Here is a 20,463-nt window from a genome sequence, read left to right on the forward strand (position 1 = left end):
ACGGATCGCGGGGCTGCGGACGGCGGCAACTCAATGGACACAGTTCTGCCTCGGGTCGGGGACGAGATAGGAGAGAGGTTCAGGTCTGACCGGGGCCTGGAGCCGGAAGCGGAGACGGCGAGCCGGGGGGAAGGAACATCAGCCGTGGTCGATCGGCTCGCCCGAGGCTACGGCGGCACCATCGTCGTGCTCGTTCCGGAGCCCGGTCGACGGCACCTCCGGCGGCGGCGCGATTGCACTGGTCGATCGGGACACGGATGCTCCCAGGGAAGCGGGCAGGGTACAGAAGTGCCTGGTGGCCGCAGGAATCCGGCCGGACAGAAACTTAGGTGAGGCTAACCTAATGATCTGTGCTTGCCAAGTAGAGCTGGACGCATGTACGGCACATTCAGGCCACCGCCACAGCGATCAACCAGCCCGGCTCCCGCGCGCCATGGGCAACGCCGCTCCACGCGGCCACGACTGTCTGCAATCGATCGGCGCCGTGCCCGTCGGGCACGGCGCCGGACTCGTCGTGAGTCGGGTGCCTCCGCTCAGTGGGTCCCGGTGTGAACAGGGATCGGCAGCGGGGCCGTACAGGTGGGGCATTTGAGCTGGATCTCGAGGAGCAGCCGGGTGAGGCTCTCGATGCCCGGCGGGCCGAAGGAGATGGTCATCGCGATCTCGGCGCTGATCCGGTACGAGTCCTCGTTGCGGACGTCCGTGAACCACCACAGGACCGGAGTCAGCGCGCCGAGTTGGGCGGGGAGTTCCTTCTCGTGCTGCATGGCCCAGCGGTAGAGGTCGGTCAGCTGTTTGAAGCGCTGCTCCGAGGGGGTGGGGCGCAGACCGAACCGGGTGCGGGCGATCCGGTCGCCGTGATCGAGGGAGGCCTGCTCTGCCTTGCTCCACTCCTCGTCGTGCCGGGGACGTGCGGTGAGGCGGCCGGCCGCCAGATTCGTCAGATAGCTGGACCAGCGCAGGGCACCGGGATTGCCGTACACGTCCGCTTCCGGATCGAGCCCCCGGGCGACCCCCCTTTCCATCGCCTCCAGCAGGCCCGCGTTGGTCACCGACATCCACGTACCCGGACCGCCGACGCCCCGGTCGCGCGCTGCTGACATCACGCCGGCGATCGCGGCCCAGCGCCGGAAGCCCGGCTCGAAGGCCGGCCCGTGCCGGCGCTGCAAGTCGCGGACCATCTCCACCCGATCGGCCATGGACACGCGCTCCAGCTCGGCCAGGTCGCAGCGCAGCGTTGTCGCGCAGTTTTCAGCCGGGGCCCGGAGTGCGGCGGCGGAGGCGGCCGGTACGGGCCCGGCCAGCATGGTCAGCAGCGTCAGCGCCACCACGGCGACCTGAACGGACCACGACCGCTGACGCCTGCGCATGGGGCTCCCCTTTCCAGGGACCGCCTTGCGAAGCCCTGTATCCCATTCCAGCAGGGTCTGGCCTAAGTGCCCAGAGGACACGCCGAGTTGGGCTACCCTCCGCTGGGAGCCCGGCCACCCTGCAAGCGCGGCCCGTGGACGTCCTGACCGACGTCCGGTCAGCCCACCCCCGTCACCGCTCCAGTTCCTCCTTGGCCCGCTCCGGCAGTCGCAGATACACCAGCGCCGACAGCAGGCACAGCACGGCCACGTACCAGGGGAAGGCGTCGGGCATCTCCAGCTCCTCGAAGAGGGTGCCGACATAGGGTGCGGTGCCGCCGAAGAGGGCCACGGCCAGCGAGTAGGGGAAGCCGATGCCCGCGGCACGCACCCGGGCCGGGAAGACCTCGGCGTTGACCGCGGCTGCGATCGCCGTGTAGCCCGTCAGCAGCACCATCCCGGCGCACTGCACCAGCAGCAGCGAGACGAGGGAATCGCCGACCGCGTGCAGCAGCGGAACGCACAGGACGGCGAATCCGATCGCGAAGGTCAGCAGCAGCGGCTTTCGGCCCACCCGGTCGGACAGCACCCCGGCCAGCGGCTGGAGCAACATGAAGAACACCAACGAGATCGTCCCGGCAACGAGCGCATCACCCTTGTCGAGCCCGGCGTTGACCTGTGCGTAGGTCGGCAGGTACGAGGTCCACACGTAGTAGGCGATCGTCCCGCCGGCTGTGATCCCGACGATCAGCAGCGACTCGCGGGGGTGGCTGCGCAGCGCGTCGAAGAGTCCGGGGCGCGGTCCGCCCGCGTGCTTGTCGCTCCGTGTCTCCTGCGCGCCTCGCCGCACCCAGAAACCCGCGAGGCTCAGCAGCGCCCCGATCACGAACGGGGCCCGCCAGCCCCACTGGTGCATCTGGCCGTCGTCCAGCGTGGAGACGAACAGTGCGGCGACTCCGGAGGCGGCCAGCTGGCCCGCCGTCGTCGATACGTACTGGAAGCTGGAGAACAGACCGCGGCGGCCCGGACCGGCCGACTCCACCAGGAAGGTCGTGGAGGCGGCGAACTCCCCGCCCACGGACAACCCCTGCACAAGCCTGGCAACGACCAGCACCACCGGCCCGAACGCCCCGGCTGCCGCGTAGGTGGGGGTGACCGCGACCAGCAGGCTGCTGCCGCCCATGAGCAGAATCGTCAGCGTCAGCGCGGACCGCCGCCCGGCCCGGTCGGCGACCGCCCCCAGCAGCAGCCCGCCCACCGGCCGCATGAAGAATCCGACAGCGAAGACAGCGAAGGTGGACAGCAGCGGAACCAGCGAACTGCCCGCTCCCTTCGGGAAGATCTCATCCGCGATGTAGACGGCGAGGAACGAGTACGCGAACCAGTCGTACCACTCGACACCGTTCCCGATGGAGGCCGCCACCAGCTGCCGCCCCGACCGCCGGGGCCACCGGCCGCCCTCCTTCTCCCGCGCCCCGGGCTTCACCTTCTGATCCGCCTGCCGCGGCCCCGGCTCCTGATCCGTCTCCTGTGACCGCTCTCGCGACTGCGTCATCGATGGGTGTCCTCTCCGGCGCTCTTGCTGTGCCACCGGAGAACCCGACTCAGCCGCACCTCCATTCCTGCGCACCGGCGCGTCCCGGCATGCGGACACGGTGCCTGCGCCGGCAGTGCGCAGACCGCTTCCGCCGACGGCAGTCCAGGTGGGGTACGCGCTCCGCTGACCGACAACGAGTGGGCAACGGCCGCCTGCCCAGGCTGGAGTCGGGACGGCGCGGGGTGCGAGGGTGAGGCGTATGAGGTCTCGTACAGCTGTACCGGGTTTCGCTGTCGGCGTCTGCGTTCTGCTCGCCTCGCTTGCCGGATGCGGCAGTGACGGAACGGGCCATCAGCCGTCCGCCTCGGGTGGCGGAACGCCGGCCGCCGAGGTGCCCAGCGCGCCCGCCGAGAGCCGGGCGCCGAAGGCGGGGAAGGGGTCGAAGGACCCCGACGACATCAACGGGGACGGATACCGCGACCTCATGGTGCCTGTCTACACCCACGGCGACCGGGACGCCCCGGGCCGCGGTGAGCAGGTCGGTGTGGTCTACGGCTCGGCCAAGGGGCCGGACCCTTCGACACGTACGGTCTACCGGGACCGGGACCTGGGCCTGCCCCGTCAGGCGGCGGGCGCTGGGCGCGCCGCGGTCGCCGCCGGCAGGGTGGTCACCGCCGATCTGGACGGCGACGGCTTCCCGGACTTCGTCACCACCGTCGCGGGCAAGCGCGCGACGGCCGGGAAGGTCACAGCGCCGCGCAGCATCCCGTACGTGAGCTGGGGCGGACCGCACGGGCCCGCTGCGGGGACGGAGGCGACCCCGGTGCGGCTTCCGGACAGCGTGTCGAAGCTGGGCCTCGAATCCGTTGTGCGCGGCGACTTCGACGGGGACGGGCACCACGATCTCGCGGCGTTCGAGCGTGACCGCTCCTCCCTCGTGCTGCTGTACGGCCCGTTCACCCGGTCCGGTGCTCCGACGCGCACCGATACCCGCCTGCCAGGGTCGGACGGACGGCTCGTCGCGGACGACATCGACCCGTCCGGCAAGCCGCGTGCCACCTCCCTGCTGGTCCACGACGTGAGCGATGGCGAACAGTCCGGCAACACCCTCTACCCGGCCGCCCGCGGCACCGGCCTGTCCGCGAACGGCAGGCAACTGCGTCGCGGGAACGCCTACGCATTCGGCGACTTCGACGGCGACGGGCTGCGCGATGTGGCCATCGGCGACGACGGTGGCCGAAACGACGAACCCGGCTACGAGACGGAGGCGCCCGAAGTCGACGGATCGCTCACCGTCTACCCCGGGAAGGGCGGTGCATCGGCCACCCACCGGCTGCCCAAGGCACCCAAGGGCGCGGCCACCGACTACGGGCCCGGCGGCTTCATGTCCGCCGACCCGGACGGCGACGGCCGCGATGGCATCCTGGTCGCCACGTACGAGGGCGCCACACTCATCGACGGCGACGAGCGCACCCCGGTGCTGCGCCAAGGACCTGCGAGGGCCAACGGCCGCAAGACGCCCGGCAAATGGCGGCACGCCCGGCCGGCGGGGGCGGCCGACTTCGACAGCGACGGCAAGGACGAACTCGTCCTGAACTGGGACCCCAGCACCGAGTTCCGCCTCTACGGTGAGCATCCGACGCACTGGTGGATCACCGACGGCACGACGTCCCGGAACAAGGCGTCCTTCACCACGACAGGGTTCGCCGCGCCCGCTTCCTAGCGCTGCGAGGTCACGACTGGGCGGTCCCGGCGATACGGAAGTGCTCGATCGCGCCGATCAGCTGTTCACGCGTCTGTGAGCTCAACAGCTGGTTGCCCGTGGGGGAAGAGGCGATGTGATGTGGCCGCCGCCAGCGGGGCTCGACTGAGCCGACCGCCGATGCCGCCCTCGACACGGCCTGTCGCACACTGCGGCTGAAATCGATCCGCCACGAAATCCCCGCGATCGGCGACCGGTGCTCAAGGAACAGACGAGTCACCGGGTGGTGTAGCCCCCGTTGGGGAACAGGGTCTGGCCGGTGAACCACCAGCCCTCAGTGGCCAGGAACCGGATCACGGGGACGATGTCCTCGATGTGTGTGAGCTGGTTTCCCATGGCCTGTGAGGCGTGGAACTCGGCCCGTTCCGGGGTCTCCTGCGGGTAGAAGAAGGGCGTGTCCATCGGTCCCGGTGCCACGGTGTTGACCGAGATGTGCCGGTCGGCGAACTCTTTGGCCGCGGCGCGTGTGAAGTGCTCCAGCGGCGCCTTGCCGCCCGCGTAGGTGGAGTAGCCGTCGGTGAAGGCCGCCAGCAGGGACGTGCCCAGATTGATGATCTTGCCGTGGTCGTTGAGGTTCCGTCCGGCCTCCTGGATGAAGAAGAACGCCGCTTTGGCGTTGATGCCGAACATACGGTCGTACTCTTCCTCGCTGATCTCCACGATCGGCTTGCGCAGCACCATGCCGGTGGTGTTCACCGCCACGTCCACCCTGCCGAAGGCGTCCTGCGCAGCTTCGAACAGTCGACGCACGTCCGCGACCTGAGTCAGGTCGCCCTGGACGGAGACGGCCTGCCCGCCGGCATCCTGTACGTCCTTCACCGTCCGCTTTGCGTCGTCGTCCGACGTGTGGTAGTGGACCACGACCTTCGCACCGTCCTGAGCGAAAGTCCTGCTCAGCAGCCCGCCCAGGTTCTTCTCACCCCCGCCGATGACCGCGACCTTGCCCTGCAACGTGTTCTCCGGCATTCCGCTCTCCCTCGCCTCATGGCCGACGCCCGCTTGGCCGCCTTCCCATTGAGACTAAATGGAGATTTCGGACATTTCTAACGCAGGTCCTGGAAGATCCCCGCGCGACTGCCGACTCGGTGGCAACGCCGTTCACCGGGCAATGCTCGGCACCGCCTGGCACAATTCGCCCCTCACCGGATAACTCACACCCCCATACGGGGCAACCCTGGGTGACTGGAGCTGCGCCGAGCAGGACCTGGGCGAACGCGCTGCCACGGTAGCAAGCGCCGTTGTCCGTCACGATGCGTTCGACGCTGATGATGCCGTGGGCTGCGAACCAGGCCCCGGCCCGGTGCGGGATGGCGTCAGCGGTGGGGGCTTTCTCGTCGGGCAGCGCTTCGGTGCAGGCAACCCGTCTTTGCGGGCCTCCAAGGCGACGGCGGTCTGCCGTCAGGACACCCGCGCGCGGAGGGACGGCGAACGAGGCGACCGGGGCGCCGGGTTCGCCATGCGCGGGACGGGCAGCTCGCGGGCGCCTCAGGTGAAGTGACAGAGAATGTCGCCGAGTCGCCTCCTCGGCTGGCGCGGGTGCCGCGACCCGCGCCGTACTTTCAGCGGCAACTTCCCCGCTCTCTGGCTGACGGGGCGTCAGGGCGTTGCCTTGGTCCGGTTCCGGCTCCGCCAGCCACGGTCGACGGCGTCGTGGCGGGCCACGGCATGGCCGGCGCCGCGCCCCTCCGCGCGGGCCACGATCAGTTCGTCGGCCACCCGGACCCCGAGCTCAGTGGCGTCGTCGACCGAGCTCCGGCCGAGGGCCGTGGGGACCGCGCCGGCGTCGTCGAACACCACGCGGAGTTTCGGCAGTTCCCCGGCCGTGAAGACCCGGCGCAGGCAGCCGACGAGGTCGAGGAGCCGGAGTCGGGCGAGTCGGCCGGTTTCGGCCGGGTCGCCCGTCACGACGACGATCGTCACCTCGTCGCCGGGCCGTGCCGCGCGCACCGCCTCCTCGGCCGCGGAGAGCCGGGCCGCGCCCAGCACGACGACCACGCCGTCGTCGCCGAGGTCGACCGGGTGGCCGGTGAGCTCGTCGCGCAGCCCGCCGGGTGCCGCCCATCGGTCCTCCGCCGATCGCGCCGGAGCGACGAACGGCAGGTGGGGTGGCTCCGCATCGTCCGTGAGGGCGATGTCGGCCAGCTGCTCTGCGGCGTTGGCCAGGTCGAACGGGTCGCCGACGCCAGGGGCGTTCTCCGCGAGGCCGGCCGCGCCGTGCAGCAGGGTCAGGGCCAGCGCGGCGAGGCGCACCATCCGGGTGTCGGCGCCGGGGCGCGACTCCAGGGCCAGGGCGAGCAACAGAGCCTCGAACCGGACGAGTTCGGCCAGCGCGGCCCTGGTCGGCGCGGTGTCGAGTACGCCGGACAACGAGCGCAGCTGAAGGTGCCCGCTCCCCGGGGTGTCGTCGGCGAGAGGCAGTCGTTCGAGCCAGACGCGGGCGAACGCGCCGAGCGCCTGCCCGGCGGAGTCGGGCGATTCCACCGGGGGTTCGGCGGTGGCCCCCGCCCGCTCGGCATCGTCGACGAGCACCGCGAGGTAGAGCGCGCGCTTGCCGGTGAAGTTGGAGTAGACCGCGCCTCTGGTCAGCTCGGCGCGCTCGGCGATGCGATCCACCTTGGCCTCCGTATAGCCGTGTTCGGTGAACTCCTCGCGCGCCGCGACCAGCACCGCCGCCCGCGTCCGCTCCTGCTGCTGCACCCGGGTCAACCTCGCCATCGTGTCCCCTTCCACTCCCATGGCATGATACAAACAGCATCCAGATGATGGCGGCATCGGAAAATCGTGAGCATCGGAGGGTGGGGATGTGGCCGGCAACGGGCTCGAAACGACGGGCTGGTGGGGAGTTCGGCCGGCTGCGGGCCTGGGCGGATGTCAGCCCCGTCGCCCATGCCTTCACGCCTGCCGCGCCCCGCGGACCTGGACCCAACCACCGGATGAAGGAACCCCGCATGAACGCACCAGAGGCCCACGCCCCGGACGCCGCCCTGTTGGCCCTGCACGCCCTGCGCTGCGTCGGCGCCGCCGGCACGGCACGGCTGCACAGGGTCACGGGCCTCGACGAATCCGACCTCGAGTCCGAGCTCATCGACCTCGGGGCCGCCGGACTCGTCACCCGGTACCCGGGCGACCCACCCTCCTGGGCGCTCACCGACGCCGGCCGCGCCGCGGACGTCGAGCGGATCGCCCACGAGCTCGATTCGGTCGGCGCCCGCAGTGCCGTCGAGGCGGCATTCGACCGGTTCCTCGTCCTCAACCCGGAGCTGCTCGACCTCTGCGGGGCCTGGCAGCTCCGCACTGTCGACGGCGTCGTGAGCGCCAACGACCACCGCGACCCGGCCTACGACGCCCGGGTTCTCGACCGGTTCGCCGACCTCGACCGGCGCGTCGCCCCGCTCTGCGCCGAACTTGCCGCAGCCCTGCCCCGGTTCGGTCGCTACCGGATCCGGCTCGCCGATGCCCTCGACCGCGCAGCGGCCGGTGCGCTGGAGTATGTGACCGACGACCTCGCCTCGTACCACACCGTGTGGGCGGAGCTGCACGAAGACCTGCTCGCCACCTTGGGGAAGCAACGGTGAGATGGATCCGCGCGCTATCCGCCGAGCTGGACGCGGGGGCGGACGAACTCGGCGGCAAGGCGCTCGGCCTCGTCCTCCTGCACCGCCTCGGGCTGCGGGTGCCGGCCGGGTTCGTCGTCACCACGGAGGCCTGCCGCACCTTCCTGCGCGACGGTCGCCTGCCCGACGGGCTCCACGACGAGCTCGCGGCCGCCGTCGCCGACCTCGAACGCGCCACCGGCCGCACGTTCGGCGGGCGGCGCCAGCCGCTCGCGGTGTCCGTACGCTCCGGCGCCGGCGTGTCCATGCCCGGCATGATGAGCACGATCCTCAACCTCGGCCTCACCACCGGGGCCACTGCCGGCCTGGCCGCCGAGACGGGCGACCGGGCGTTCGCCGAGGACTCACGGCAGCGGTCCCTGACGAGCCTCGCCGCCGTGACCACCGACGACGCACCGGTCCCGGACGACGCCGATCGCCAGTTGGAGCTGGCGATCGAGGCCGTCTTCTCGTCCTGGGACGCACCGCGTGCCCGCGCCTACCGCGCCGTGCACGACATCCCGAACGGCCTCGGCACGGCCGCGATCGTCCAGTCGATGGTGTTCGGGAACCGCGACGCCCACAGCGGCACGGGGGTCGCGTTCAGCCGCGATCCCAACACCGGCGAGAACGCCCCGTACGGCGAGGTCCTGTTCGAGCGCCAGGGGGAGGACGTCGTGTCCGGCGCCTCGACGACCCGGCCGCTGAGCGCGCTCGCCGACCGGGAACCGGCGGTGTGGGCGGAGCTGCGCGACGCCCTGCGCCGGATCGAGGGGCACTACCGGGACGCCTGCTACGTCGAGTTCACCTACCAGTCCGGCGAACTGTGGCTCCTCCAGGTCAGGCCCGGCCGGTTCGCCGGCGGTGCCGCCGTCCGCCTCGCCACCGAACTCGTCGATGAGCGCGTGATCAGCCGTCACGAGGCGCTGCGCAGGGTCTCGACCGAGCACCTCGGGCGCGTCCGTACGCCGCGTATCGCCCCGTCCCAGGCGACCGACGTTCTCGCCCGGGGAATCGGCGCATGCTCGGGCGTCGCAGCCGGCCGGGTGGCGACCAGCCCGCAACGGGCGGTGCGCATGGCCGAAGACAGCCCGGTCGTGCTGGTGCGCCCGGAGACCTCCCCGAACGACATGTACGGCCTCGCCGCGGCCGCGGGAATCGTCACCGCGCGTGGCGGGCCGGCCAGCCACGCCGCGGTCGTGGCGCGCGCCATGGGCAAGCCCGCGGTCGTGGGTGTCCCCGGCCTCACCGTCGACAGCAGCGCCGGCACCGTGACGGTCGGCGGTCTCTCCCTCGACGACGGAACCCTCGTCACCATCGACGGGACCAGCGGCGAAGTCGCCCTTGGCCGCCCCCGCGTGCTTACCGGCCCGGCCGGCGACCACCTCCACCGACTGCTCGCCTGGGCCGACGACGTCACGGGCGACCACTCGGAACGCGGCGAGTCCCAGCGTCTCGCCGAGGCGCACGCCGTGCTGGCGTCCCGCGGTGACACCTGACGCGACCCAGAACCCCGAAAGGAGAGCGGCGATGCCGACTCGACACCTCTACCTGCTGCGCCACGGCGCCGCCGACGCCTTAGGCGAACTGACCGACGTCGGAGAGCGGCAGTCGGATCTCGTCGGCCGGCGCCTGGCCGCCCTGCCGATCGACGCGGTATGGCACTCGCCCCTGCCCAGGGCGGTCCGCTGCGCGCGGGTCATCGGCACCCACCTGCCCGGGGCCACCGTGCGGGAGGCCCCGGAACTGGTCGACCACGTGCCACACGTGCCAGCACAACTGCCGCCGGAGTGGGCGCCGTTCTTCGACGGGTACGACGCCGAGGAGGCCACGGCCGGCGAGGCGCAGGCCGCCGCCCTCACCGCCAGGTTCGCCCGCCCCGCCGCCACCGAGACCCACGAGGTCCTGGTCACCCACGCCTACCCGGTGGCCTGGCTCGTCCGGCACGCCCTCGACGCGCCCCCGGCCCGCTGGCTGGGCCTGAACTGCGGCAACACGGCGCTGACCGCCATCGAGTACCGCGACGGCACGGCACCGACGCTGCTGCTCTACAACGACATGGGCCACCTGCCGCCCGACCTGCGGTGGACCGGCTTCGGCACCTGCCCACGCCCCTGAGGCCCCCGCCACCCGTCACATGGAAGGTCTGCGGACGGATGCCGGAGCACTCCAGGCCACATGGGGAAGCGCGGAAATGTCCTGCATCCCGCAGGAGTTGTGCGCCCTGACCGACCGCTCAGGCCGACCAGTCGTCCGGGGCGCGCGGCGGCCTGCTGATGTCGTGCCAGGGTCATCAGAGTGCGCACCCTCATGCGGCAGTGGCCTCCTTCTCCTGGTCGGGGTCGTCGAGGCTTTCCTCGCCCCGCCCGGGCGGGTGGGTTACCGCATCAGGTCCTTGTAGAGCGGATCGGTGAGATCCGGCCGTACATCGCGCCCCACCGCGAGGTGCGGCAGCGGTGAGCGCCGGACGATCTCGTCGAAGGGCAGGTCGATCTGGGGGAGGCCGTAGGAGACGAGCTTGGCGATGGACGTGCCGAAGGCCACGGCCCGTACGCCGGCCCACACGAGTGCGCCCGCGCACATGGCGCACGGCTCGGCGGTGCTGACCACCGCGTACGAGGCGGGGCGCAGGCCCGCCGCGGCGGCCTCGCGCAGCAGGTCGAGTTCCGCGTGGGCGGTCCTGTCACCGAACCGTTCGGTGGTGTTGCCGGCCCCCGCCGCGATGTCGCCGGTATCCGTGTGGACGAGTACGGCGCCAAAGGGCTGGTGCGCGCCGCGCGCCCACGCCACGGCGACGGGCATGGCCTCCGACACAGCGTCCCGCAGCCCGTCCGGCCAGGTCCCGCTCCAGTGCTCCCCGTTGCCGGAGGGCCGTTCCCGGTTTCGGGCGGGGTCGGCCGAGGCGCCTGCGGCGTGCGCGGTCGCGGGTGCGGGAGTGCCGAGCACCGCCGCCGGCGCGGCTGCGGCTGCCGCGTGCAGAAAGCGGCGCCGGGACGCCTCCGGGAAAGTCATCTACCTTGGATAGCACTTCTACCGACGGGTAGTGGTCGGTGGTCGACCGGGAGTCGTGGCAGGCCAGGCATGGCCCCGCTCCAGGAACTGGGCGAGCCGGGTGTCCTCGATGTGGCGTGCCGGAGGCAGCATTCTGCTCGTCGGCGTGCCGTGCCAGGCAGTGGCGGTTTGAGTGCCGGTTGCGGCGGCGGGTCGCGGCTGAGCGGGACGGTGCTGGCTGGGCGTGGTGGTCGTGAGTGCGGGACCCGGGGGTGGCTGGTGTCGGTCGCCCGTTCGGATGCGGTCTTCTGCTCGACGCGGTGCAAGGTGGGGAAAGGCCCAGTGTCAGGGTCTGAGGGCGAGAACCTGTCCGGGAGCGCACGCAGCACGTATCACTGCGAGAGCGCGTTCGGACTGTCGCCGGCCACATGGCCGAAGGTATCGCGCCAGGCCGCATACCACTGGCGGAACCACGGATGGGACTGCGCCAGCGGGACGATGGAGTCCACCGTCTCCAGATAGTACGAACGACGTTTCTCCGGCCGTGGATGCGTGTCCAGCCGCTGCACGTTGCTCAGCCGGTCCGCCAGTTTCACCAACAGGGCGTCAGGCGGGGCGGTGCGCAAGCGCGCCAAATACGCAGCCCGCGCCTCCTCTCGAGACTGGCCCTGCGCCCGCGGGGGCTTGGTTACCCAGTCGACCAAGACCGCGACGCGGTCACCGAAGCACTCCCGCGCATCCTCAAGCAAACACTCTGTGTCCTCGACAACATCGTGGAGAACGGCCGCGCGCAACACATCGATATCAGTCGTTCCCACGGCCTCGACCAACACGCACACGACCTCAAGCAGATGCTCCACATAAGGCTCACCCGCCGGACGGGTCTGGTCCGCGTGCCACCGGACAGCGAACTCCACCGCCTCATCAAGCGAGGCCAGATCCTGGTCCCTGACGCGCCCCACCAATCGCTCACGGACAGACGACCAACCGGCCGCCGCTTCGAAAACCTGCAACATGACGAACAGCTCCCTTCACCGTCACGGCGACGACAAGCCGAATCCGCACAGGACCCCAGCAAACCAGACTTCGCCTCGGTGCCGGTCTCCCACAGGGGTTCGGAAACAGTTACTGACGCGCGAGGGAGCGTGTCCGGTCGTACGTGAGAAGGCGTGGCGTGGCACCCGCGCAGAGCCGGCCGTACGCCCGGACCGCAGTCCCGTGCCGGAGCGGGTGGGTGAAGTCGCCTTAGGCCAGCGGGCGCCTGCTGGGGCGGCCTCGTCCGCCCCAGCAGCGCTCGGGCTGCCGGCGCTGCAGTGCGGGCGAGGGACGCGGAGGAGGCGGCACAGCGAGCGCGAGATCCCGCGCAGCCTCCGTGCTACCGCCCAGGCCGACCAGTCACGTCAGTATCCGGGGACATCCGTCGGTTGCCCGGTCACCAGAAGCCCATTGTTTTCCGCTGCTGGTAGCAGAGCACTGGTTCCGTTTTCGGACCCTCGTTGGCGTGCTCCCAGTTGGTCAGCGCGGTGGCCAGTCTGCCGGCTGTCGTTCTCGTCAGCCGCCTCACGGCTGCCTGCGTCGTCTCATCGGGGCTGCGCGGCGCTGTCTTTGTGCCCTTGACCGCCTTGTTGAACTCCGCGTCGAACCGGTCACGTCTGACCTTGGACGCCAGCACCAGGAGGTATCTGATCTGCTTGTCGGTGGCCGACTCCACTCCGGCCTCCGCCACCCGTCTGCGCCGGTCCAGAGTTTGATGCGCCAGTTGATCGTCGTGTGTCGTCTCTCGCGTGGAATCCGGCATGCGCAGCAGGGTCTCACCCCCGGTCCGCCGTGAAACGGTGGGTCCAGGTCAGCGGGTCTCGAGTCGGTGGCCATGGCCGCGGTCCTCGGACAGATCGCGCGGGCGGTCAGGAGGTCAGGTGGCCTCCCAGGCTGCCTCGATCATCCGGAAGATCTCTTCCACCGCGGCCTCCGGATCGGCCGCTTCGCGGGCCAGTGAGTAGGCGTCGATCACGAACCTCGCGATCGTCCGGCTCGCCGTTGCGGTCCGTGAGAGTTCGGGGTCGGCGGCGATGGCTGCTGCCAGCGTCTCCGCGTGGCGCAGCCTCATCGACTCCTCGTACTTCCGCAGGGCGGGTGATTCGTCGATCATGCGCCAGACGGGCGCCGCGCCCTCCGCCGTGCAATGCCGCACCAGGGCCTGGATCTCGTGGCGCAGTGCGGGGATGAGCGGTTCGTTCCGCGCCCGGCCGGTGACCGCCTGCGTGAGGCGCTGCTCGAAGTCTTCGTCCTGCTCGAACACCAACGCCTCTTTGGAGGCGAAGTGGGAGAAGAGCGTGGTGACGGCCACGTCGGCCTCAGCGGCCACTTCGCGGATACCCACCGCGTCGTACCCGTGTTCCAGGAAGAGCCGCATGGCGGTGTCGGCGATCTTCTGGCGGGTCGCGGCTTTCTTGCGCTCACGGCGTCCGGACGGCACGGTCATGCGCTGACGCTATCAAGTGCGTAACTGAAGCAGTTTCAAAAAGCTAACTGTTAGTGTTACGGTCCTTCGTATGAAGAAGGTGAGCTTCGCCGAGTTCGGCGGTCCGGACGTTCTGCAACTCATAGACGCCGAGGAGCCCCACGCGGGCCCCGGCCAGGTACGCATCGCCGTACGGGCAGCCGGCGTGAACCCCGTGGACTGGAGAGTCCGTGAAGGCCAGGTACTGAAGGCCCATCCGATCGAGCTGCCCGCCGGAGTCGGGCAGGACGCCGCTGGGGTGGTGGACGAGGTCGGCGACGGCGTCGAAGGCGTCGAGGTCGGCGACCACGTGTTCGGTGAAGGCTCCAGCACCTACGCCGAGTTCGCCGTTCTCTCCGCCTGGGCCCGTATGCCCGGTGAGCTGACGTTCGAGGAGGCCGCCGGGTACCCCTCCGTGGTGGAGACCGCGCTGCGCATCATCCGCGAGTCCGGAGTGCGGCCCGGACAGACGCTGCTGGTCAGCGGTGCGTCCGGGGGAGTCGGTTCTGCGGTGCTGCAGATCGCCCGTGACCGCGGCATCACGGTGATCGGCACCGCTGGGGCCGCGAACCAGGACTATCTGCGCAGCCTGGGTGCCCTCGCCACTACGTACGGCGAGGGCTGGGTCGAACGGGTGCGACAGCTCGGCCATGTCGACGCCGCCCTCGATCTGGCTGGCTCGGGCGTGATTCGCGAACTCGTCGAGCTGACCGGGGACCCGCAGAAGGTGATCTCCATCGCCGATCTCGGCGCGCCGGAGTTCGGAGTCCGCTTCTCCGGCGTGGCCGGGAGCGTGCCGGATGCTCTCGCCGAGGCCGTCGATCTCATCTCGCGGGGCAAACTCCACATCCCTGTCGAGAAGTCCTACACGCTCGCCGAGGCCGCGGCAGCGCACATCGACAGTCAGGCCGGTCATACGCGCGGGCGCCGGGTCATCCTCGTCTGACCCGGTTCCAGCCAGCCGCCCGGCCCCTGATCCGGCGAGCTGAATCCCCTGATGCGGTGGTGAGCGGCGGCGCGAGCGCGCCTCGCGTCGCGAGTCCGCTCGGCAAGGACGGCTGCCAGGTCACCGCAGCCCACGCCTGAGGCAACCGCCACCGGTGCCACAGCCACGGTTACCTGGTGACGCCGCAGCCGATCAGCCGTGGAGGGCGGACGGGAAGCCCGGACCCCCGAGACTCGGCCGGGCCACAAGCGGTTTCAAGGACGGCTCAGCGTCCGGCGCCCGGCGGCTGCGGCTGTCCATGCAACTCGGCCAGTCCGCGACGGGTCGCCGCCAGCACCACGCGGTCGTCGGGCTTGAGGACGTAGCCCGGCTCCAGCTCCCAGACCAGACCGGTCGGGCGCTGCTCTTCATCGACCGGGCGCGGGCTGGCCAGGTCGGGGCGCCGTTCAGCCGGCTCCGTGGTGTCCAGGGCGAGGATCCGCCAGACGCCGGGCCGGAAGGTCTCTTCGATGGTGCGGCCCTCCAGCTGCGGATGGCCCGCGACCGTCAGCGCGGCGAACACCAGCACCCTGCGCTCCACCGGTATCGCGCCGAGGATCTGCCGCCCCATCATCGCCCCGGCGAAAGCGGGAGCAGCCAGGTGCGAGACGCTGCGGCTGCGGGTGAGCGCGTCGGGGTGGGCCGCGCGCAGGGTCCGGAACACGACGGCTGCGAAATCGTCGTCGTACAGCCGCAGCGCCACACGCAGGTTCGCCTTGACCGTACGGGCATAGAGGGCGGCCTCGAGGTTGGTGGTGTCCGAGCTGGTGAGGGCCAGCAGAGAGTGAGCCCGGTGGATCTTGGCGGCTTCCAGGACGCCTTCCTGCGTGACGTCACCGATCACGGTCGGCACGCGCAGCCGCCGGGCCAGGGCCACCCCGCGTGCCTCGGGGCTCTCCTCCACGCAGACGACGGGGATCTCGAGGTCGCGCAACTGGGCCAGGACCCGGGTACCGATCTTGCCGAGTCCGAGCAGCACGACATGACCGGACAGCCCGCGTGGAGGGCGGCGCAGGGCCGAGGCGCTGCGGAACGCGCCCAGCGCCTCGAGGGCACCCGCCACCAGAAGCGGCAGCAGAACAAGGCCGACGAGCCCGGTCAGCAGCTGAAGCACCTGTCGCGCTGTGCTCTCGCCGAGTGCCGGGTCGTTGATGGAGAACAGATTGAGCAGCGTCACGTAGGCGGCGTGGAGGAGATGGTCGCCCGTGATCAACCAGGACACGACCGCCAGAGCCAGCACGGCCAGTGCGGTGACGGCGACGGCCCAACGCAGCCGGCGGGAGAAGAGCTCGGCGAGCGGGCGGCCCCGGCCGGCCATGCGTCCGGACGGCGACGCGGGGCGGGTGTGGGAGACGGTTTCGAGGACGATCGTGCCCCGACCAGTGGCAGCACTGATCGCGTCCGGATCGGGGAGGAGTTGGGGACCGGCCGTTCCGCTGCTGTCCGAACCCTCCTCACCCGCCGGGTCGTTGACGGTCGCCGACAGCAGAGCGAGAGTGCACAGGCCCGAGTTGGTGCCCGCGTGGTCGGAAGGTGTGCGCTCCACCGCACGCAGCAGCAGTCCGTCGGCGTGGACGACCTTGCTGGTGCCCGCGACCGCGGTGGCAGCCAGGGCGGGTGCGGCCGTGTCGGCGTCGGAGAGCACGGTGGTGGACGCGTCGATGGTGGCGGCGTCCGCGTCCGGCAGGGCCACCATGGCGGCCTGGTCGAGGAGCTGCTCCAAGTGCTGGCCGAGCCTGCGGTTGTACAGCCGGATCACCAGCCGCAGCTCCGGGTTGAGCCTACGGGCTGCGAGAGCGGCGTGGATGTTCGTCTCGTCATCGTCGTAGACGAGGGCCAACGCGGCGGCCCCGGCCACACCCGCCGACTCCAGCACCTCTTCCGTCGGCTCGTCGGCCTCCACCTCGGACGGTGCCGCTGCCGGGCCGGGCGACCCACCGGTCACGGCTGTGGAGACCCGGCCCAGCAGCGCCGCAGCCCGGCCCTGCCGGGTGAGGGCGAGGCGCGGTCGGCCGGCTGTCCCGCTGCTCGGGCGGACGAGCGTGACGCGCGCCCGGTAGAGGTCGCGGAGCTCCGCCGCCAGGCGGTGCGCCAGCGCGTCGTCGCCGCAGACGATCATGTGTCCGGCGAAACGGTCGGGGTCGAACTGATCGGGAAGCGTAGCCACGTGCGTAGCGTGCCAGGCCACCGACCGCACGAGAATTCGCGGGTGCGGGTCCAGCACCCGGGCCCGGGATCCGGTCTTCACGCCCGGGGAGCCGACCGCACGGGTATCGCTCGCGCGCGGCGCCACCACCCGGTGCCACTGCGATACTGCTCCTTCTGGTCCCGGACTTCAACGTCGAGGCGTTCGAGCCGTTCTCAACCGCCGGAGTCGGTACCCGGGTGTGAGGAGGTCGGGAAGTGGATGGGCGGTACTCGCCGATCGAGCCGCACGAGAAGGGGATGCTCGACGTCGGCGACAACAACCTCGTGTACTGGGAAGTCTGCGGCAACCCGGACGGCAAGCCCGCGCTCGTCGTTCACGGTGGCCCGGGGTCAGGGCGCGGTGAGGGCATGCGCCGGTACTTCGATCCGGACCGGTACAGGATCGTCCTGTTCGACCAGCGAGGCTGTGGGCGCAGCACCCCGCACGCGAGCAACCCCGCGACCGACATGCGGCACAACACCACCCAGCACCTGATCGCGGACATGGAACGGCTCAGGGAACATCTGGGCATCGACCGCTGGCTGCTGTTCGGAGGCTCCTGGGGGTCCACGCTTGTCCTGGCCTACGCCGAGCAGTACCCCGGGCGAGTGTCCGAGATCGTCATCTCCAGCGTGACCACCACCCGGCGCTCAGAGATCGACTGGCTGTACCGAGGCGTCGGCCGGTTCTTCCCCGAGCAGTGGGCGCGTTTCCTCGCAGGCGTGCCCGGTACGCCGCGCGACGGTGACGTCGTCGCAGCCTACGCGCGCCTGATGGAGCACACCGATGCCGCCGTACGGAACAAGGCGGTGGCCGACTGGTGCGCCTGGGAAGACGCGGTCCTGTCCGGGGAGACGAACGGTGCCTCGAACCCGTACGGCGACCGCCCTCCGGCCGCCCAACTGGCCCTGGTCCGCATCTGCTCCTCCTACTTCTCCCATGGGGCATGGCTGGAGGAGGGTGTCCTCCTGCGCGAAGCCCACCGGTTGGCGGGGATTCCTGGCGTCCTGGTCCACGGCCGACTCGACATGGGCAGCCCGCTCGATACCGCGTGGGAGCTCAACCGCGCCTGGGCCGGGTCTGAGCTGAATGTCGTCGAGACCGCGGGCCATCTGGGCAACGCTGCGACACGCGACTGCGTACTGCGCGCCCTCGACCGCTTCGCAGTCGGATTCTAGGCCCGGCGCTGCACCTGTTCCCTGCCTCCCTCATCCCCGGCACCGGAAGACGGTGCCATTGGCTGCGCCGGGCGCTCGTCGTTGTCGGGGGTGTCACCTGGCCTGCCGCGGAAGAACCGGTAGGCCGACTCGCTGAGCGAGCGACCTCAGCGGTATCGCCGGTATCGCCGGTGTCACCCCTTCCGGCTTCAGCTCCAGCTCTGGCCGGCCGGTTCCTTGATGGTGCGGTTGATCCGGTTGAAGAAGTTGGTCAGCGCGATCTCCAGGTTGAGCGCGCCGATCTGCTCCTCGGTGAAGTGGGCGTTGACCTCTTCCCAGATCTCGTCGGTGACGCCCTCCGCGCCGTCCTGCAGCCGGGTGGCGGCCTCGGCCAGCGCCAGTGCCGCGCGCTCGGCGTCGGTGTAGAAAGGCGCCTCATGCCACGCCGCCACACTGTGCAGCCGCTCATCGGTGTCGCCTGCCTTCTTCCCTCCGGCGACACTGGCGTAGACGCACGCCGAGCAGCTGTTGATCTGGCTGACGCGCAGATGCACCAGCGCGAGCAGCTTCGGATCGACGCCTCCCGCGGCGATCGCCTTGCAGAGGTGCTGGATCGCAGCTCCCACCTCGGGGTTGTTCGTGTTCTTGCTCTTGAGCCGGTTCTCCATGGAAGAGTGCTCCTTCATCGGGCCTTCGGCGGGTTACGTTGCGGGGCTTGCGCCCGTCATCCCTATGACGGAGCAGCTTCCAGGGAGGTAACACCATGCCCGGCACCCATCCCACGGACTCGATCGCCGACGCCTTCGAGTCCCACCGCGACCGGCTCCGAGCCGTCGCGTACCGCATGCTCGGATCACACGCCGACGCGGAAGACGTGGTCCAAGAAGCGTGGTTGCGTCTCTCCCGCCAGGACACCGACGCCATCGACAACCTCGGCGCCTGGCTGACGACCGTGGTCGGCCGCATCAGCCTCGATCTCCTGCGGTCCGGCCGGACCCGCCCGGAAGTCTCCTTCGACGACCAGCTGCCCGAATTCACCGTGACACTCGACGACGCTCCCGCTCCGGAAGAACTCGTGGCACTCGGGGACTCCGTCGGCCTTGCGCTCCTGACGGTCCTCGACTCGTTGCGTCCGGACGAACGACTGGCGTTCGTACTGCACGACGTGTTCGCGGTGCCCTTCGCGGAGATCGGGACAATCCTCGGCAGGTCCGTCGACGCGACCAAGATGCTCACCAGCCGTGCCCGCCGGAAAGTACGAGCCGCCGCCGCCCAGCATCCGACCAGCGCCGGACGACACCAACGCGAGGTGGTGCAAGCCTTTCTGGCCGCGGCCCGCGACGGTCGGTTCGAGCAGCTGCTGCACGTCCTCCATCCCGAGGTGAAGTTCACCGTCCACACCCCGAACGGCACATTCGTCACGCTCGGCGCCACCGAAGTCGCCACCCGCGCGCGACTGGCCGGCAGCGCAGCACGAGGACATACGGCAACCGTCAACGGCCGACCAGGCGTCATCTCCTGGAACGAAGACGGCACCCCGCTCTCCGTCCTCGCCTTCACCGTCATCGACGGTCACATCACCGAGATCACCGCCGTGATCGACCCGGCCGAACTCGCCCTCATGAACCTGCCCGACCCGGTGTGACTCCCTGCCGGCGAAGGCTACTCAGGTCCTGGATGTACCAGTCGAGCCGTGTCCCGTCCTCGCCCTGTGGTGGTTCGCCAGGGATGAACCCCGCTCGGCGTGCGACTGCGGCAGACGCGACATTCTCCGGCTCTGCCCGGATCACGGCCTCCTTCGCTCCCGAACTTGCCGCGTACCGAGAGGCCAGGACAACCGCGCGGGTGGCCAGGCCGCGTCCCCTCCAGGACGGGTAGAGGCCGTAGGCGACATTCACCTGGCCGGGAGACGAACCCTCTACCGTGAACCGCAGGTCGATCGTTCCCGCGAGCGCTTCGTCGGTGCCCACTCGGATACCGAAAGCGCGGAGCGGGCCGGCGGTGTCCCACTGTTCCTGGCAGTGCCGGATGTAAGCCTCGACGCCCTCGCGTGTGCCGGGACCGCCGCTGAGCCAGCGCACCAGCTGCTCATCCTCCCCTGCGAGGTGCGCCTCCGCATCGTCCAGGCGCAGCGGGGACAGAGTGATGATCCCGTCGGACAGCTTCACTTCACGCATCCGGCGATTCTTGACGTCTCAGCTGCATGGCGCCATCGGATTCCGCCGGACGCAGAGCTGCTTCGCACAGGGATGATCTCGGGGTAGCTGGTGTGATCACGGGGACCGCACCATGCCCTGGAACGCCGTCGCTGTGCTGCCCGGATGGGGCGGGCCTGTGCGCGCTCGGAGCCGTCGGGCTGTCGGAGCACACCGGTGGCGGTGAGCCGCGGGGTGAACCTGGC

Annotated in this window: 18 protein-coding genes and 1 pseudogene; 7 read left to right on the top strand and 12 right to left on the bottom strand. The window is 70.5% G+C overall.

Annotated features, from left to right (window positions below; genetic code table 11):
- Positions 1 to 533: 533 nt before the first annotated feature.
- Positions 534 to 1,370 (bottom strand): hypothetical protein, encoded by an 837-nt coding sequence (locus HC362_RS32485; RefSeq protein ID WP_243087928.1) that lies wholly within the window; start codon positions 1,368 to 1,370, stop codon positions 534 to 536.
- Positions 1,371 to 1,542: 172 nt separating this feature from the next.
- A complete protein-coding gene (locus HC362_RS32490; RefSeq protein WP_243087929.1) occupies positions 1,543 to 2,904 on the bottom strand; it encodes an MFS transporter in 1,362 nt (453 codons plus the stop codon).
- Positions 2,905 to 3,145: 241 nt separating this feature from the next.
- On the opposite strand from HC362_RS32490, the gene HC362_RS32495 reads away from it, so the two are divergent.
- A complete protein-coding gene (locus HC362_RS32495; RefSeq protein WP_243087930.1) occupies positions 3,146 to 4,609 on the top strand; it encodes a hypothetical protein in 1,464 nt (487 codons plus the stop codon).
- A 255-nt stretch (positions 4,610 to 4,864) separates the two neighbouring features.
- Here the strand turns inward: HC362_RS32495 and HC362_RS32500 are convergent, their stop codons facing one another.
- The 3 genes and pseudogenes from HC362_RS32500 to HC362_RS32510 form a co-directional block, all read right to left on the bottom strand.
- Positions 4,865 to 5,614, bottom strand: coding sequence for an SDR family oxidoreductase (locus HC362_RS32500; RefSeq protein ID WP_243087931.1), 750 nt, complete (start codon positions 5,612 to 5,614; stop codon positions 4,865 to 4,867).
- A 232-nt stretch (positions 5,615 to 5,846) separates the two neighbouring features.
- Positions 5,847 to 6,011 (bottom strand): annotated as a pseudogene (locus HC362_RS32505) (IS481 family transposase); the annotation flags it as partial.
- A gap of 233 nt (positions 6,012 to 6,244) precedes the next feature.
- Positions 6,245 to 7,363, bottom strand: a complete 1,119-nt coding sequence (locus tag HC362_RS32510; protein WP_243087932.1) for a TetR/AcrR family transcriptional regulator — start codon at positions 7,361 to 7,363, stop codon at positions 6,245 to 6,247.
- A 233-nt stretch (positions 7,364 to 7,596) separates the two neighbouring features.
- Between HC362_RS32510 and HC362_RS32515 the strand changes: the two genes are divergently transcribed.
- Genes HC362_RS32515 through HC362_RS32525 form a run of 3 tightly spaced genes read left to right on the top strand, consistent with a single transcriptional unit; the run spans position 7,597 to position 10,359 of the window.
- Positions 7,597 to 8,223, top strand: coding sequence for a transcriptional regulator (locus HC362_RS32515; RefSeq protein WP_243087933.1), 627 nt, complete (start codon positions 7,597 to 7,599; stop codon positions 8,221 to 8,223).
- A complete protein-coding gene (locus HC362_RS32520; RefSeq protein WP_243087934.1) occupies positions 8,220 to 9,740 on the top strand; it encodes a pyruvate, phosphate dikinase in 1,521 nt (506 codons plus the stop codon). Before HC362_RS32515 ends, HC362_RS32520 begins: the two co-directional genes overlap by 4 nt.
- 31 nt (positions 9,741 to 9,771) lie before the next feature.
- Complete coding sequence (locus HC362_RS32525; RefSeq protein ID WP_243087935.1) at positions 9,772 to 10,359, top strand: histidine phosphatase family protein; 588 nt, start codon at positions 9,772 to 9,774, stop codon at positions 10,357 to 10,359.
- Between the two features lie 261 nt (positions 10,360 to 10,620).
- Here the strand turns inward: HC362_RS32525 and HC362_RS32530 are convergent, their stop codons facing one another.
- From HC362_RS32530 to HC362_RS32545, 4 genes are all read right to left on the bottom strand, one after another.
- Entirely contained in the window at positions 10,621 to 11,253 is a 633-nt protein-coding gene (locus tag HC362_RS32530) for a nucleoside deaminase (protein ID WP_243087936.1), read from the bottom strand.
- A gap of 371 nt (positions 11,254 to 11,624) precedes the next feature.
- The gene (locus HC362_RS32535; protein ID WP_243087937.1) at positions 11,625 to 12,248 is read right to left on the bottom strand and encodes an HD domain-containing protein; all 624 of its coding nucleotides are present in this window, start codon (positions 12,246 to 12,248) and stop codon (positions 11,625 to 11,627) included.
- Positions 12,249 to 12,664: 416 nt separating this feature from the next.
- Positions 12,665 to 13,030 (bottom strand): hypothetical protein, encoded by a 366-nt coding sequence (locus HC362_RS32540; protein ID WP_243087938.1) that lies wholly within the window; start codon positions 13,028 to 13,030, stop codon positions 12,665 to 12,667.
- A 114-nt stretch (positions 13,031 to 13,144) separates the two neighbouring features.
- Positions 13,145 to 13,714: a TetR/AcrR family transcriptional regulator gene (locus tag HC362_RS32545; RefSeq protein WP_243087939.1), complete on the bottom strand. Its 570-nt coding sequence runs from the start codon at positions 13,712 to 13,714 to the stop codon at positions 13,145 to 13,147.
- 70 nt (positions 13,715 to 13,784) lie between these two features.
- Here HC362_RS32545 and HC362_RS32550 point away from each other — a divergent pair, with 70 nt between their 5' ends.
- On the top strand, positions 13,785 to 14,678 hold the full coding sequence (locus HC362_RS32550) for an NADP-dependent oxidoreductase (RefSeq protein WP_243087940.1): 894 nt from the start codon (positions 13,785 to 13,787) through the stop codon (positions 14,676 to 14,678).
- 265 nt (positions 14,679 to 14,943) lie between these two features.
- On the opposite strand, the gene HC362_RS32555 is transcribed toward HC362_RS32550, so the two are convergent.
- Positions 14,944 to 16,836 (bottom strand): NAD(P)-binding protein, encoded by a 1,893-nt coding sequence (locus tag HC362_RS32555; protein ID WP_243088912.1) that lies wholly within the window; start codon positions 16,834 to 16,836, stop codon positions 14,944 to 14,946.
- 284 nt (positions 16,837 to 17,120) lie between these two features.
- Between HC362_RS32555 and pip the strand changes: the two genes are divergently transcribed.
- On the top strand, positions 17,121 to 18,083 hold the full coding sequence (gene pip / locus HC362_RS32560) for a prolyl aminopeptidase (RefSeq protein WP_243087941.1): 963 nt from the start codon (positions 17,121 to 17,123) through the stop codon (positions 18,081 to 18,083).
- Between the two features lie 188 nt (positions 18,084 to 18,271).
- On the opposite strand, the gene HC362_RS32565 is transcribed toward pip, so the two are convergent.
- The gene (locus tag HC362_RS32565) at positions 18,272 to 18,730 is read right to left on the bottom strand and encodes a carboxymuconolactone decarboxylase family protein (RefSeq protein ID WP_243087942.1); all 459 of its coding nucleotides are present in this window, start codon (positions 18,728 to 18,730) and stop codon (positions 18,272 to 18,274) included.
- A 95-nt stretch (positions 18,731 to 18,825) separates the two neighbouring features.
- On the opposite strand from HC362_RS32565, the gene HC362_RS32570 reads away from it, so the two are divergent.
- Positions 18,826 to 19,707, top strand: a complete 882-nt coding sequence (locus HC362_RS32570) for a sigma-70 family RNA polymerase sigma factor (protein WP_243087943.1) — start codon at positions 18,826 to 18,828, stop codon at positions 19,705 to 19,707.
- Here the strand turns inward: HC362_RS32570 and HC362_RS32575 are convergent.
- Positions 19,682 to 20,239 carry a GNAT family N-acetyltransferase gene (locus HC362_RS32575; RefSeq protein WP_243087944.1) on the bottom strand — a complete coding sequence of 186 codons (558 nt, stop codon included), beginning with the start codon at positions 20,237 to 20,239 and terminating at the stop codon, positions 19,682 to 19,684. The two genes, HC362_RS32570 and HC362_RS32575, sit on opposite strands and share 26 nt — an antisense overlap.
- Between the last annotated feature and the right edge of the window lie 224 nt (positions 20,240 to 20,463).

Origin of the sequence: Streptomyces sp. 891-h (genome assembly GCF_022760275.1) — a bacterium.
GTDB classification, from domain to species: domain Bacteria; phylum Actinomycetota; class Actinomycetes; order Streptomycetales; family Streptomycetaceae; genus Streptomyces; species Streptomyces spirodelae.